Source organism: Escherichia sp. MOD1-EC6300 (genome assembly GCF_002965045.1).
Taxonomy (GTDB): Bacteria; Pseudomonadota; Gammaproteobacteria; order Enterobacterales; family Enterobacteriaceae; genus Escherichia; species Escherichia coli_F.
In genome coordinates, this window is sequence record NZ_PTRH01000007.1 from 47,805 (window position 1) to 62,657 (window position 14,853).

Below are 14,853 nucleotides of genomic sequence, written 5' to 3' on the forward strand. Positions count from 1 at the left end.
GATCACTTATTGGTCATACAAATAAGATGACGGCATTTTACTCGCACGTTCCATGAAAATCCTTTGCAAAGCGTAATGTTTCAAATGTACAAAACTTTTATACTCTACGAAATCAGGATTGCACCAGCAGAAGCAACCTGACGTTTGACGAGTATTTAACTTGTTATGAATAAAATAGAATAGCAGCCATTCACTTTTTCTACGAATCAGGAACCCTCCATGAGTAAGTCTGAAAATCTATACAGCGCAGCGCGCGAGCTGATCCCTGGCGGTGTGAACTCCCCTGTTCGCGCCTTTACCGGCGTGGGCGGCACTCCACTGTTTATCGAAAAAGCGGACGGCGCTTATCTGTACGATGTTGATGGCAAAGCCTATATCGATTATGTCGGTTCCTGGGGGCCGATGGTGCTGGGCCATAACCATCCGGCGATCCGCAATGCCGTGATTGAAGCCGCCGAACGTGGTCTGAGCTTTGGCGCACCGACCGAAATGGAAGTGAAAATGGCGCAACTGGTGACCGAACTGGTGCCGACGATGGATATGGTGCGCATGGTGAACTCCGGCACCGAAGCGACGATGAGCGCCATCCGCCTGGCCCGTGGTTTTACCGGTCGCGACAAAATCATTAAATTCGAAGGTTGCTACCACGGTCACGCTGACTGTCTGCTGGTAAAAGCCGGTTCTGGCGCACTCACTTTAGGCCAGCCAAACTCGCCGGGCGTTCCGGCAGATTTCGCCAAACATACATTAACCTGTACTTATAACGATCTGGCCTCTGTACGCGCCGCGTTTGAGCAATACCCGCAAGAGATTGCCTGTATTATTGTCGAGCCAGTAGCAGGCAACATGAACTGTGTTCCGCCGCTGCCAGAGTTCCTACCGGGTCTGCGCGCACTGTGCGACGAATTTGGCGCATTGCTGATCATCGATGAAGTGATGACCGGTTTCCGCGTGGCGCTGGCTGGCGCGCAGGATTATTACGACGTGGTGCCAGACCTCACCTGCCTGGGCAAAATCATCGGCGGTGGAATGCCGGTAGGCGCATTCGGGGGTCGTCGTGATGTGATGGATGCGCTGGCCCCAACCGGTCCGGTCTATCAGGCGGGTACGCTTTCCGGTAACCCGATTGCGATGGCAGCCGGTTTCGCCTGTCTGAATGAAGTCGCGCAGCCGGGCGTTCACGAGACGCTGGATGAGCTGACAACACGTCTGGCAGAAGGTCTGCTGGAAGCGGCAGAAGAAGCGGGAATTCCATTGGTCGTTAACCACGTTGGCGGCATGTTCGGTATTTTCTTTACCGACGCCGAGTCCGTGACGTGCTATCAGGATGTGATGGCCTGCGACGTCGAGCGCTTTAAGCGTTTCTTCCATATGATGCTGGATGAAGGTGTTTACCTGGCACCGTCAGCGTTTGAAGCGGGCTTTATGTCTGTGGCGCACAGCATGGAAGATATCAATAACACCATCGATGCTGCACGTCGGGTGTTTGCGAAGTTGTGATCCAGCATGGTTTGTCGGATGCGGCGTAAACGCCTTATCCGACCTACAGATCAGGACCGTTTGTAGGCCCGATAAGACGCCACAGCGTCGCATCGGGCATCCGTTGCCGCGTAAAAGCTTTATCCATCCAGGAGTTAAGGGCCGTTATATGGAAAAATTAACGGCTCTGCTTTCTCAACAAATAGATAAAATACGGCGCGCCGATAAAGGTCGACAGCAGCCCCGCTGGGATCTGGAATGGAAACAGCACCATCCGCCCACACCAGTCAGCGAACACCAGCAACAATCCCCCTACCAGCGCCGAAATCACGATGTGCGGCATCGTCCGTCGAAAGCCCATCATCCGTGCGATATGCGGTGCCATCAGGCCAACAAAACTCAACGGCCCGATGGTCATTGTCGCGGTCGCCGTCAGGCAAGCCGCCAGCAGCAGTAGCGCAATTCGCGTCGGCGTCAGCGCCATTCCCACGGCTCGTGCGGTATCACCTCCCAGCGGTAAAATGGTCAGCCAGCGGCGGCACAGCGGGGTAATCGCCAGCAAAATCACCATCACAATTCCGGTGCGCCAGACCTGCGCCTCGGTCGCGTTGTAGGTCGAACCGGAAATCCAGGTCAGCACTTGCGCCATTCGCGGGTCACCACTTGCCTGCAACATCATCAAAAGCATGGTGAACGCAGTACTTAAGGCCATCCCCGCCAGTAACATGCGGTGTGGGGAAAATCCACCGCGCCCGGCAGCGATCATAATGATCAACAGCGTCACCGCCGCGCCGAGACTGCCCGCGGGTAACAGCCAGCCAAAGGCATTACCCGGCACCAGAAACAGCATCAACACCACACCAAACGCCGCGCCTGAACTAATCCCCAGCACTTCGGGGCTTGCCATCGGGTTTCCGGTCAGCCGCTGAATAATACAGCCCGCCACTGCCAGCATGATGCCCGCAAACAGTGCCGCCATAATTCGCGGCCAGCGCCAGGGCATTAAATCATCGAGCAGCGCCCCGCTCGCCCACGTCCAGCCGTGCGCATCACGACCAAACGACAGCGCCACCACCACAGCAATTATCAGCAGCACACCGCCAGCAAGGGCAAACGCCAGCACATGTTGGCGTTCAGTCGCGACACGATCGTTGGCCTTCATATCCGGCGCACTGATGCTGCGTAAACGCGGCAGCAGCCACAGTAACAGCGGCGCACCTATCAACGCCGTCACCGAACCGGTAGAAACTTCCATCCACACGCGAGTCAGCCAGAGGATGATTTGATCGGAAAGCCAGAGGATCAGCGCACCAATCAGTGACGCCAGCAGCAGTCTTGGCAGCAGACGCCGCGCCCCCAGCATTTTTGCCAGCAGTGGCGCGAACAACCCGATAAAGCCGATAATCCCCACCGCGTTCACCAACAGAGCACTGATGACTATCGCCAGCGACAGCGCCGCCAGACGCGCGAGCGATAAGGCCAGCCCGAGATTACGCGCCACGCCATCATCAAGCCCCATCAGGGTTAATGGACGAAGTAGCAGTAACGTCAGCATCACGCCGCCCAGCAGCTGTGGCCATAAACGCTCAACGCCGCCCCAGTCGGTTTGCGTCAGCGTTCCGGTACTCCACAGGAACATGCTTTGCAGCTGGTCGTGATGGAAGATAACCAGTAGCTGATTAATTGCCCCACAATAAAGGCTCACCACCAGCCCCGCGAGGATCAGTGTTACCGGCGAAAGCCGTTTCCCCCACGCGACGCCAAAGACAATTAAGCCAACAACGCAAGCCCCCGCCAATGCAGCAAACTGGCTCGCCATAGCACCAGGGATCGCCCAGAGCGTGGTGACGGTAATCCCCAGTTGCGCGCCTGTAGCAACGCCCAACGTCGTCGGCTCCGCCAGCGGGTTACGCAGCACTTGCTGAAATAGCACGCCCACCAGCCCCAGACCCGCGCCCACCAGCAGCGAAATCGCCAGACGCGGCAGCAAGCTGTAGTGAAAAATCATCTGCTCGATGACATCGATATCCGGCGACCAGGTGGCCTGCACCCACTGGCTACGCGGCAGCGCCTGCGAGAAGTTCATCCAGGTTAGCATCGCTGCGGCAATCACCAGCAGCGCCAGCAATAACGCCGGGAAAAGCGCAATACGTTTACTCACGCTTTACCTCCAATAGCATTATCCAGAATACGCACAAAATGCATTGCCGAGAGCGTCGCACCATAAAACCAGACTGCGGGGACGCGCTGAAAGCGTCCGGCACGGACAAACGGCATGGCCTGCCACAGCGGGGTTGCCATTAGTGCGTCCATGTCTCTGCTGTTGTCGTGATCAAAACAGAGCACATCAACGTCCTTATACGCTGCCAGACGATCGATACTGACGGCAGTACTGCCCCAGAAGTTGGTTTCTCCTTGCCAGGCATTTGGGATGCCGTACTCATCGAGAATTTCCTGGAACAGGCTGTTCGGGCCGAAGACCAGCATATGGCGCGGATCGATAAGTGTCGTCAGCAATAACGGGCGCGCACCACGCTTCACAAAGCGGGGTTTCATGCTGCGGATAAAGTCTTCATAGTGCGCTAAATGCGTTTCCGCTGCGCTTTGCAGGTTAAGTAAATCTGCCATTTCCGTCAGTGACTTACGCGCCATCGCCAGCGGCTGTTTGCCGTCGCTGAAGTTAAATCCGCGCCCAGGCGCAATGCGTGCCAGCATTTCTGGTGAAGGGCCATACCCTGCCGACCAGACCATAAACGACGGTTTCATTTCGGTCAGCAGTTCAAGGTTAGGTTCTGTCCGCAAACCAACGTCAATCACTGAATCCGGCAATGGTGGCTCGCTGACCCACAGGCGATAGTTGATGGTATCCGCCACGCCGTAAGGTACGATGCCGAGCGCCAGCAGTAATTCCACCGGCAACCACTCCAGCGCCACAATACGATTGGGATCAATAGCCGCCGCGCGGGCGGTATTCATCTGCCATAACAACGGAGAAAGCGCCATCGCTGTTAACAGTCGACGGCGCGTAATTAGAGGTAAGCTGCTCATCAATAAACAAAACTCACAGGTGCAGCACCCGCCGGATGCGGCAAAATACCCATCGGGATGCCATAAATCATTTCGAGGGTTTCGCCGCGCATAATTTCCGCAGGCGTTCCCTGAGCAATCATTTCACCGCCGCGCAGGGCGACCAGATAATCACAGTAACGCGCAGCCATATTGATATCGTGCAGCACGGCAATGACCGTCAGGCCACGCTCCTGACTTAAACGATGCACCAGCGCCAGCACATCAACCTGGTGGGCGATATCCAGCGCCGAGGTCGGTTCGTCGAGCAACAGACAACGGCTATCCTGCGCCACCAGCATGGCGATCCACGCCCGTTGACGTTCGCCGCCAGAGAGGCTATCGACCAGCCGATGCGCCAGCGGTTTTAAGCCAACCAGCGAGATAGCCTCTTCGACCTTTTCGCGATCTGCCGCGCCAAAGCGCCCCAGCGCGCCATGCCACGGGTAACGACCAATCGCCACCAGTTCACGCACCGTCATCCCTTCTGCCGGAGGAAGCTGCTGCGGCAAATAAGCCACTTTGCGAGCAAACGCTTTGCTGCTCCAGCTTTCCAGCGGCTGGGCATCAAGAAGAATCTCCCCTTCTGACGGTGGCTGATGGCGGCCCAACATTTTTAACAGCGTGGATTTACCAGAGCCGTTGTGACCAATCAGACCGGTCACTTTCCCGGCAGGAAAGGTTAACGACAGCGGATGCAAAAGCGTGCGCCCGGGCACACGAAAGGAGATATTACGCAGTGCAAAAGTGGTATCGGAATGATTCGTGTATTCCTGCATAACAGCCAACTTGTGAAACGGGCACGGAAATCCGTGCCCCAAAAGAGAAATTAGAAACGGAAGGTTGCGGTTGCAACGACCTGACGTTCTGCGCCCCAGAAGCAGCCATAGGTATTAAAGCAGCTGGCGACGTATTCACGATCGAACAGGTTGTTGACATGCAGCGCCACGTTGGAGCCAGCCATGCCGACCCGCGCCAGATCATAACGCACTAACGCATCCACGACCGTATAACTTCCCACTTTAAAGGAGTTAGCCGGATCACCATAGCTGGAGCCAGTATAACGACCACCAGTACCCAGCGTCAGGCCAGAAAGCGGACCATCAAAGAAGGTGTAGTCAGCCCACAGCGAAGCCATATGTTTTGGCACCTGCGCAGGCGTATTGCCTTTATAGGTAGTGTCGGTGGTGTATTCTGCATCGGTGTAAGTATAAGAACCAACTACGTTAACACTCGCCGACAGCGCCGCTTTCGCTTCGATTTCTACGCCACGCGCGCGGATTTCACCACCTTCAACCGAGAAGAAGGAACCCTCAGGGTCCGCCATCAGGTTGTTGGTTTTAGTGAGATTATACACAGCACCAGTAACCACAATTGGGCGATCTTCCGGTACATATTTCACGCCGACCTCATACTGCTTACCTTTAGACGGCGCAAAAATATTACCATCCTTCCCAACTTGTGAAGAAGGTTCAAACGATTCGCTATAGCTGAAGTAAGGTGTTACACCATTATCAAACAGGTAGTTAACACCACCACGCCAGGTAAACTGTTTGTCATCACGTTTATCGGTCGTCCCTTCAACGCGGTTATGAGACTCTTGATCCGCCCAGTCATAACGACCGCCCAGGGTGACCAGCACTTTATCCCACTGCGCCTGATCCTGAACATAAACACCCGTTTGTTTCTGCTTATTCAGAATGCGGTAAGGGCCGGAGTTTGCCGGATCTTTCGCATTGAAGTCGAAATCGGTATTCACCGGATTGTACAGATCGAGCAGCGGTACGGAGTCGTCGTAACCAAACCAGGCGTTGATGTCATTACGCATACGCATAAAGTCGACACCGGTCAGCAGAGTGTGGTCGATATCGCCAGTGGCAAACTTGCTCTGCAACTGGGTATCAACGGAGAAGTTTTGCAGCTTCTCATCATCAACGACGTATTTACGTGCCAGGTAGTGACCTTTATCGGCTGGCGCTAAAGCGGCACACTGTTTGCTGTAAGCATTCGCCGGATCGGAGCAGACGCCGTAACCATAAACGCTGTTTTGCGAGGTTTTGTTTTCAGCAAAGCGCAGGTTCTGACGCACAGTAAAGGTGTCGTTAAATTCGTGATCGAAGCTGTAGCCCACCATCTTCTCATTACGAGAATAGGTGTTGTTCTTCGCCCCTTCGTTAAAATCTGTCGGCAGACGCTTACCGTTCGGCAGCGGCTCAACGGTTCCCTCTTTCGGCAGCCAGCCGTAATAACCGGTTTCCGGCTCGTTCTGGAAGTAAGAAAGGAAGGTGAAATTGGTTTTATCATCCGGACGCCAGGTAAACGCTGGCGCAATGGCATAACGCTGCTCTTCCGCGCCCTTTTGCTGGGCATTGGCAGAGCGCGCCAGTCCGGTCAGACGATAAGAGTAAACGCCGTCATCATCCAGCGCATCGCTAAAGTCGAAACCGGTCTGGAACAGGCTGTCTGTGCCCGCTTTAAATTGGATTTCTTTCAGCGGTTCGGTGGTTGGGCGCTTGCTGACCATATTTAACAGGCCGCCAGGGCTACTTTTACCGTAAAGAACAGAAACAGGGCCACGCATAATTTCAGCGCGTTCCAGCATATACGGGTCAATAACTGCATCGTTATAGAAGTTGCCTTGCAACTTCAGACCATTCAGATAGTTATTCTGGCTTTGGCCTTCTGCTGCAAAACCACGAATAATCAAATGATCATAAGTGTTTGATGCACCACGCGTACCGACCGAAACGCCTGGCGTATAGCTAAGCGCTTCTTTTACTGACTTAGGCTGATGCAGCGCCATTTCTTCGGCAGTGACAACAGAAATTGACTGCGGCACTTTTTGAATCGGTGTATCGGTTTTGGTGCCGGTAGCGGACTGTCGCGCCGCAATAGTTGCAGCTGGCCCCCATGCGCTTTCTTGCGGCGCTGGTGCAGCGGTAACGGTGATAGTGTCTTCTTTCGGTTCAACCGCTGCCTGTGCATAAACAGACATGCCGCTAACCGCTGTGGCTACTACAACTGCGATTTTACGCAGTGAGTGTTTTGGCTGAGCAGTTTTGGAACGCGCCATTGGTATATCTCTGATGTAAAGTGAATGATAACGTAAACGAGAATGATTATTATAAAGATGAGATAATATTCGAAACGCTGGCGGGTTCGCAAGCGGTACGCAATCTGAGCATTCCTGAGGGGTTAATAAACAATCAGATGAAAAGAAAGGGTTAATACTTTGGGTAGGATGTTATTTTACCGGATGGCGACTCGCCATCCGGTATGTCAGCTTAGACGTTAATTACTACCAAACATATCCTTGATCCAACCTGCTACGCCGTCACTGTCTTTCTGCTCTTGCTGAGCAGGTTGCTGTTGCGGCTGTTGCTGCGGCTGAGAAGACTGATCAAACGGATTGCCTGACGGTTGCTGCTGAATCTCACTCTGCTGGCACAGCGATTGCGGATCGCTGGTCCAGACCGGCAAGACACGCATGCCACCGCTGCAAACAAAGTTGCCGTCGTAGTCCACGCCCATATCTGCAATATCTTCTGGTGGAACAAGATTCAGCGGTGTTGGCGTCTGGTTAGCCAGATAACGCTGATAAATCGACATTGCCCCGCTGGCTCCATACAGTTTGGTCGGCTGGTTGTTATCACGGCCTACCCAGGTGATGGTCACCGTGCTGCCGTCAATGCCCGCAAACCAGGTATCTACGTTGTTGTTGGTAGTACCCGTTTTCCCTGCCAGATGCAGATTTGGATATTTCGCCCCAAGCTGACGTCCCGTACCGCGTTGTACTACCTGCTGCATGGTCCATAGTGTCAGATACGCCGCCTGAGCCGGAACAGCGCGTTCCGCCTGCGGGAAGCTCTGATACAGTACCTTGCCATCTTCCGCGATTACCGAACGCAGCGCAGAAAGCGGTGCTCGGTTACCACCACTAGCGATGGTCTGGAACGCCTGCGCCACTTCAATTGGCGTTAAGTTCAACGCCCCCAGCAGCATTGCCGGAACCGGATGCAGCTGATCTTTCGGTACGCCCAGTTTAATCCAGGTATCCGTAACCGCAGGCAGACCCAGCGCCATCCCCAGATTCACCGTCGGCACGTTCATCGAACGTGTCAACGCATCCACCAGCATCACTCTGCCACTTTCGCTATAACGACGGTCATCGTTCTGCGGTGACCAGACCTGGCCATTCGGCTGACGCAGCGCGATTGGCGCATCGGCAATCCACGTGTTCAGGCGATAGATTTTCGGCTGGCTTAAGGCCGTCAGATAAGTCGCTGGTTTTGCAAGAGAACCAATCGAACGACGCGCCTGCATCGCACGGTTGTAACCCGCAAACTGCGGCTCAGAACCACCGACCATCGCACGAACTTCACCACTAAAGCGGTCGACGACCACAATCGCGGTTTCAAGATCGCTCAACTTACGCTGTTTCTTCAGTGCCGGAATGCCTTCCACGGCGGCTTTTTCTGCCGCGTCCTGGGCCACCGAGTCAAAGGTTGTGAAGATCTTCACGCCGGAGAGATCTTTTACCTTATCGCCCAGTTTTGCCTGCAACTCCTGACGCACCAGCTGCATAAAGGCTGGCTGTGGAGAGATTACCCCACCGCGCGGCTGAACGCCCAGCGGACGTGCACTCAACATGTCATAGAGCTCTTGATCAATAATCTGCTGTTGTTGCAGCAGACGCAGTACCAGATTACGTCGCTCCAGCGCCAGTTTCGGGTTACGCCACGGGTTATAGATCGACGCCCCTTTCACCATACCAACCAACAGCGCCTGCTGGTCGAGACTCAGCTCTTCTACCGGGCGACCAAAGTAGTACAGGCTCGCCAGCGGGAAACCGCGGATTTCGTTGTCGCCGCTCTGACCGAGATACACCTCGTTCATATACAGCTCAAGAATGCGGTCTTTGCTGTAACGCGCATCCATAATCAGCGCCATGTAGGCTTCGTTAGCTTTACGCCAGTAAGAACGTTCGCTGGAGAGGAACAGGTTTTTCACCAACTGTTGCGTCAGCGTACTCGCTCCCTGCACCGTGCGTCCGGCGGTCAGGTTTGCCAGCACCGCTCGTCCGATGGAGTAGAGACTGATCCCATCATGCTCGTAGAAATGACGGTCTTCAGTCGCCAACAACGTATCCACCAGCAAATCCGGGAACCCACTGCGCGGCACAAACAGACGCTGCTCGCCGTTTGGTGAGGAGATCATGGTGATCAGGCGCGGATCAAGACGGAAGAAACCGAACTGACGGTTGTTCTCCATATTGACGATGGTCGCCAGATGATCGCCATCAAAGGTCAGACGTGCACGCACCTGCCCTTCTTTACTGTCCGGGAAATCAAACGGACGGCGGATCATTTCAATGCTGTTGGCCTGCACGGTAAATTCGCCAGGACGGGTCATTTTCGACACCTGACGATACTGGGTCGCCTCCAGCAGTTTCACCATCTCGTTTTTGCTGATGGTCATGTCTGGCTCAAGGTTGACCATTCGGCCATAAACAGCCGCAGGCAATTGCCAGACTTTGCCATCAATACGGCTACGAATTTTTTGATCGAGATAAACGCCGTAAATGGCGATCAGCACGGCAAAAACGATAGCAAGTTTTAGCAGTAGCCATAGCCAGCCGCGTTTGCCACGAGGCTTACGCCCTTTGCCTTTGCCCTTACCTTTGCGCGGCATCGGTTCTTCATCCTCATAGTCATCATAATCGTCGTAATCATCGTCATCTTCATAACGACGACGGCTTACCTTTTGTTTGACCGGACGCGTCGGTTTCCCTTTGCGTCCAATTGGCTCGCGGTCATTCCCGGCCATGCTTTTTCTCCGCAATATTCAGGCGCAAAAGCCCGATTTTCTGTTCTTCTGTAACAAGACAGAAGAAGATATCTCTCAAATTTACTTTGGTCTTCATGAATACTTTTTCGTCCGTCGCGTCGGTGCGGTATTTGCCGGATCATCCGGCCAGACGTGTTTGGGATAACGCCCTTTCATCTCTTTTTGCACCTCGCGATACGCACCTTTCCAGAAGGCGCTCAAATCTCGTGTGATTTGCAGCGGCCTTTGGGCAGGAGAAAGCAACTCCAGCACCAGCGGCACACGCCCCTGGGCGATCGTCGGATTGGTGGCCTCGCCAAACATCTCCTGCATTCTCACCGCCAGCGCGGGCGGGTTATCTTCATGGTAACGAATGGCGATCCGGCTCCCCGTCGGCACAGTGTAATGCGCAGGCAATTCACTATCCAGACGTTGCTGCATCCCCCAATCAAGTAATCCGCGTAGCGCCTGATAAATATCGAGTGATTTCAGGCCGCGTAGCGAATGTACGCCTGCCATATGCGGCAGTAGCCACGTTTCCAGCGTCGCCAACAAACTTGCATCATCAACCGCTGGCCAGTCATATTCCGGCAACCACTTTGCGGCGCATAACAAACGCAAGCGTAGCTGTTCCGCTTCCGCCGTCCAGTTGAGCACGCTTAAACCTTTATCACGAATGCCGTTAAGCATTGCCTGATGCAACTCGTCTTCCGAGGGTTTCGCCAGCGGCTGCACTTTCACCGTCAACTGACCGATTTGCAGCCGACGCCACGCTTTCAGCGTACCTTGCGCATCATCCCACTCCACAGTGTCAGACTGCTGTACCAACTGCGGACAGCGTTGTACTAATTCATCGATATCGACCGGTAGCGCCAGTAAAATCCGCGCATCCGGCGAGGCGCTGCCCTGCAATAATAACGGTGCGATCAACCATTCGTGGCGGCTTAGCGCATCGTCGGCATCGAGCATTGCCCCCATGCCGTTTGCCAGTTGATAGCGTCCATCTTGCCCACGGCGACGAGCAATGCGATCGGCATACGCCCCGGCAAGTAGCGGCGCGATAAGAGAACTGTCTGCCTCACCGCCGCGTACGTTTAAACGTTTTAACAGTTGCTGGCTACGTTGCTGCCAGGCAGGTTGATTGCGCGAAAACGCCACATCCAGATCGATATTGCCCATCCGTGGTGGCTCTTCGAGAATAGCGGCAATTTTTGCAGCGGTAGCAGCTTCGTCGTCGCTCCTTGCGCTCACCAGCATTGCCGCTAAACGCGGATCGTTACCCAGCGTCGCCATTTTCTGCCCTTTCGTGCTTAGCCGTTCACCGTCCATCGCCCCCAGCATCCGTAACAGGCGTTTCGCGGCCTGTAAATTCACGGCTGGCGGTTGATCCAGCCAGCTCATCTGCGTCGGATCGCTGCATCCCCATTGCAGTAATTCCATCAGCAAACCGGAGAGATCGCTTTGTAAGATTTCCGGTTCACTTTGCGCGGAGGCGCGTTCTGCTTGTTCTTTGGCGATTAAATGTAAACAGATCCCCGGCTCCAGACGTCCGGCACGCCCGGCGCGTTGCGTCATTGATGCCTGGCTAATGCGTTGGGTAATCAGCCGCGTTAGCCCCGTGCGCGGATCAAAGCGCGCCACACGTTCCTGAGCACAATCCACCACCAGACGAATACCTTCGATGGTTAAACTGGTTTCAGCAATATTGGTTGCCAGCACCACTTTGCGCATCCCTTCTGGTGCCGGAAGGATCGCTTTTCGCTGATCGTTCAGCGACAACGCGCCATACAGCGGGCAGAGCAACACATCACTACCGATGCGCGAAGCTAGTTGTTCCTGAACGCGCTGAATTTCTCCGACACCAGGTAAAAATAACAGTAATGAGCCGCTTTCCTGATGCAGCAATTCGGCGGTGGCAACCGCCACGGCTTCATCAAAACGCTGATGAGCGAGCAGCGGTAAATATCGGCGTTCAACCGGAAATGAGCGCCCTTCTGAGATGACGACGGGCGCTTCTGGCAGCATCTGCTGCAAGCGGTCATTGTCCAGCGTAGCCGACATAATCAGTAGTTTAAGGTCATCACGCAGACCTTGTTGCACATCGAGTAACAGCGCCAACGCCAGATCCGCCTGCAAGCTGCGCTCATGAAACTCATCGAGGATCACCAATCCAACGCCGCTCAGTTCAGGGTCACGCTGGATCATGCGCGTCAACACGCCTTCGGTAACTACTTCCAGGCGAGTATTTGGCCCGACACAGTTTTGCGCGCGCATCCGGTAGCCTACCGTATCACCTGTTTTTTCGTTAAGCAGTTCCGCCAGTCGTTGCGCAACGTTACGCGCCGCCAGGCGACGCGGCTCCAGCAGGATAATTTTTCCGTTAATGCCGGGATGCGCCAGCAGTTGCAGCGGCAGCCAGGTTGATTTCCCGGCCCCGGTCGGCGCACTTAATAACACCTGCGGTGCACCATCGAGGGCAGCAAGTAACTCAGGTAAGACGGCGGCAACGGGCAACGACGACACAAAACGCTCCAGAGGGTTAACATTCTTCGCGCCACATTGTAGCATCGCGGTAATGCATAACCGAGTACCTCACATGTCTGAACCGCAACGGCTGTTCTTTGCTATCGACTTACCTGCAGAAATACGCGAACAGATTATCCACTGGCGCGCCGCACAGTTCCCACCAGACGCGGGACGTCCGGTCGCCGCCGATAATTTACATCTGACACTGGCATTTTTAGGCGAAGTCAGCGCAGAGAAAGAGAAGGCGCTTTCTCTTTTAGCCGGACGGATTCGTCAGCCCGGTTTCACACTCACGCTTGATGACGCCGGTCAGTGGCTGCGTTCGCGTGTGGTATGGTTAGGGATGCGTCAGCCGCCACGCGGCTTAATCCAGTTGGCGAATATGCTTCGTTCACAAGCTGCACGCAGCGGTTGTTTTCAAAGCAATCGACCGTTTCATCCACATATCACCTTATTGCGCGACGCCAGCGAGGCGGTGACAATCCCGCCGCCAGGCTTTAACTGGTCGTATACGGTGACGGAGTTCACCCTTTACGCCTCCTCGTTTGCCCGTGGGCGCACACGCTACACGCCGCTAAAACGCTGGGCGCTAACGCAATAACAAGGATTGTCGTAATGGAATTTTCTCCCCCTCTACAGCGCGCGACGCTAATTCAGCGTTACAAACGTTTTTTAGCCGATGTGATCACACCCGATGGTCGCGAATTAACGCTACACTGCCCGAATACGGGAGCCATGACCGGTTGTGCAACGCCTGGCGATACCGTCTGGTATTCGACTTCAGACAACACCAAACGGAAATACCCACACACCTGGGAGTTAACCCAAAGCCAAAGCGGCGCATTTATTTGCGTCAATACACTTTGGGCTAACAGGTTGACGAAAGAGGCTATCCTTAATGAATCCATTTCAGAACTGTCAGGATATAGCTCTCTGAAAAGCGAAGTAAAATACGGCGCCGAACGCAGCCGTATTGACTTTATGTTGCAGGCGGATTCGCGTCCAGACTGCTATATTGAAGTGAAATCGGTTACGTTAGCGGAGAACGAACAGGGATATTTTCCCGATGCGGTCACTGAACGAGGTCAGAAACACCTTCGGGAGTTGATGAGCGTAGCGGCTGAAGGCCAGCGTGCGGTTATCTTTTTCGCCGTGCTGCATTCAGCCATTACACGGTTTTCACCCGCGCGCCACATCGATGAGAAATACGCGCAACTATTGTCAGAAGCTCAACAGAGGGGGGTAGAAATTCTGGCTTACAAAGCAGAACTTTCTGCTGAAGGCATGGCTCTTAAAAAATCACTGCCGGTTACATTGTAGTAGAGTAAGTAACTGGTTAATTTACATTCTGGTCGCGTGCGCAAATACGCTTTTCCTCACACAGTTGTCAAGTGTTACGTTTAGATAATTGCTATCCGGAAAAGCTTCTGCTATTTATAGCGGCCTCATTTTTCCCCCGAACATGGGGATCGATAGTGCGTGTTAAGGAGAAGCAACATGCAAGAAGGGCAAAACCGTAAAACATCGTCCCTGAGTATTCTCGCCATCGCTGGGGTGGAGCCATATCAGGAGAAGCCGGGCGAAGAGTATATGAACGAAGCCCAGCTGGCGCACTTCCGTCGTATTCTGGAAGCATGGCGTAATCAACTCAGGGATGAAGTCGATCGCACCGTTACACATATGCAGGATGAAGCAGCCAACTTCCCGGATCCGGTAGACCGTGCAGCCCAGGAAGAAGAGTTCAGCCTCGAACTGCGTAACCGCGATCGCGAGCGTAAGCTGATCAAAAAGATCGAGAAAACGCTGAAAAAAGTGGAAGACGAAGATTTCGGCTACTGCGAGTCCTGCGGTGTTGAAATTGGTATTCGTCGTCTGGAAGCGCGCCCGACAGCCGATCTGTGCATTGACTGCAAAACGCTGGCTGAAATTCGCGAAAAACAAATGGCTGGCTAATTA

11 protein-coding genes are annotated in these 14,853 nt (G+C 54.2%); 4 read left to right on the forward strand and 7 right to left on the reverse strand.

Annotated elements, in window-relative coordinates:
- Positions 1-6: 6 nt before the first annotated feature.
- Complete coding sequence (gene yadX / locus BGE37_RS25620) at positions 7-54, reverse strand: protein YadX (protein ID WP_211180485.1); 48 nt, start codon at positions 52-54, stop codon at positions 7-9.
- A 165-nt stretch (positions 55-219) separates the two neighbouring features.
- Here yadX and hemL point away from each other — a divergent pair, with 165 nt between their 5' ends.
- Positions 220-1,500, forward strand: a complete 1,281-nt coding sequence (hemL, locus tag BGE37_RS12520; RefSeq protein ID WP_000045287.1) for a glutamate-1-semialdehyde 2,1-aminomutase — start codon at positions 220-222, stop codon at positions 1,498-1,500.
- A gap of 157 nt (positions 1,501-1,657) precedes the next feature.
- Here hemL and fhuB read toward each other — a convergent pair whose 3' ends face one another.
- The 6 genes from fhuB to hrpB all read right to left on the reverse strand — a co-directional run bounded on the left by fhuB (position 1,658) and on the right by hrpB (position 12,894).
- Positions 1,658-3,640, reverse strand: coding sequence for a Fe(3+)-hydroxamate ABC transporter permease FhuB (gene fhuB, locus BGE37_RS12525; protein ID WP_105277303.1), 1,983 nt, complete (start codon positions 3,638-3,640; stop codon positions 1,658-1,660).
- Positions 3,637-4,527, reverse strand: coding sequence for a Fe(3+)-hydroxamate ABC transporter substrate-binding protein FhuD (gene fhuD / locus BGE37_RS12530; protein ID WP_105288063.1), 891 nt, complete (start codon positions 4,525-4,527; stop codon positions 3,637-3,639). The genes fhuB and fhuD overlap by 4 nt, the downstream gene beginning before the upstream one ends.
- Complete coding sequence (fhuC, locus tag BGE37_RS12535) at positions 4,527-5,324, reverse strand: Fe3+-hydroxamate ABC transporter ATP-binding protein FhuC (protein ID WP_001158929.1); 798 nt, start codon at positions 5,322-5,324, stop codon at positions 4,527-4,529. Before fhuC ends, fhuD begins: the two co-directional genes overlap by 1 nt.
- Before the next feature lie 50 nt (positions 5,325-5,374).
- Positions 5,375-7,618, reverse strand: coding sequence for a ferrichrome porin FhuA (gene fhuA, locus BGE37_RS12540; RefSeq protein WP_000124407.1), 2,244 nt, complete (start codon positions 7,616-7,618; stop codon positions 5,375-5,377).
- Positions 7,619-7,836: 218 nt separating this feature from the next.
- The gene (gene mrcB / locus BGE37_RS12545; protein WP_046081933.1) at positions 7,837-10,371 is read right to left on the reverse strand and encodes a bifunctional glycosyl transferase/transpeptidase; all 2,535 of its coding nucleotides are present in this window, start codon (positions 10,369-10,371) and stop codon (positions 7,837-7,839) included.
- Between the two features lie 93 nt (positions 10,372-10,464).
- The gene (hrpB, locus tag BGE37_RS12550) at positions 10,465-12,894 is read right to left on the reverse strand and encodes an ATP-dependent helicase HrpB (RefSeq protein ID WP_105288064.1); all 2,430 of its coding nucleotides are present in this window, start codon (positions 12,892-12,894) and stop codon (positions 10,465-10,467) included.
- Between the two features lie 73 nt (positions 12,895-12,967).
- Here hrpB and thpR point away from each other — a divergent pair, with 73 nt between their 5' ends.
- From thpR to dksA, 3 genes are all read left to right on the forward strand, one after another.
- Positions 12,968-13,498, forward strand: a complete 531-nt coding sequence (gene thpR / locus BGE37_RS12555; protein ID WP_001294670.1) for an RNA 2',3'-cyclic phosphodiesterase — start codon at positions 12,968-12,970, stop codon at positions 13,496-13,498.
- Between the two features lie 14 nt (positions 13,499-13,512).
- Positions 13,513-14,217 (forward strand): DNA/RNA nuclease SfsA, encoded by a 705-nt coding sequence (gene sfsA, locus BGE37_RS12560; protein WP_000396038.1) that lies wholly within the window; start codon positions 13,513-13,515, stop codon positions 14,215-14,217.
- Between the two features lie 177 nt (positions 14,218-14,394).
- Positions 14,395-14,850: an RNA polymerase-binding protein DksA gene (dksA, locus tag BGE37_RS12565; protein WP_001155227.1), complete on the forward strand. Its 456-nt coding sequence runs from the start codon at positions 14,395-14,397 to the stop codon at positions 14,848-14,850.
- Positions 14,851-14,853: the final 3 nt, after the last annotated feature.

Coding starts and splice junctions, on each gene's coding strand:
- hemL (WP_000045287.1), top strand. CDS start 220: ATGAGTAAGTCTGAAAATCTATACAGCGCAGCGCGCGAGCTGATCCCT.
- fhuD (WP_105288063.1), bottom strand. CDS start 4,527: ATGAGCAGCTTACCTCTAATTACGCGCCGTCGACTGTTAACAGCGATG.
- fhuC (WP_001158929.1), bottom strand. CDS start 5,324: ATGCAGGAATACACGAATCATTCCGATACCACTTTTGCACTGCGTAAT.
- fhuA (WP_000124407.1), bottom strand. CDS start 7,618: ATGGCGCGTTCCAAAACTGCTCAGCCAAAACACTCACTGCGTAAAATC.
- mrcB (WP_046081933.1), bottom strand. CDS start 10,371: ATGGCCGGGAATGACCGCGAGCCAATTGGACGCAAAGGGAAACCGACG.
- thpR (WP_001294670.1), top strand. CDS start 12,968: ATGTCTGAACCGCAACGGCTGTTCTTTGCTATCGACTTACCTGCAGAA.
- sfsA (WP_000396038.1), top strand. CDS start 13,513: ATGGAATTTTCTCCCCCTCTACAGCGCGCGACGCTAATTCAGCGTTAC.
- dksA (WP_001155227.1), top strand. CDS start 14,395: ATGCAAGAAGGGCAAAACCGTAAAACATCGTCCCTGAGTATTCTCGCC.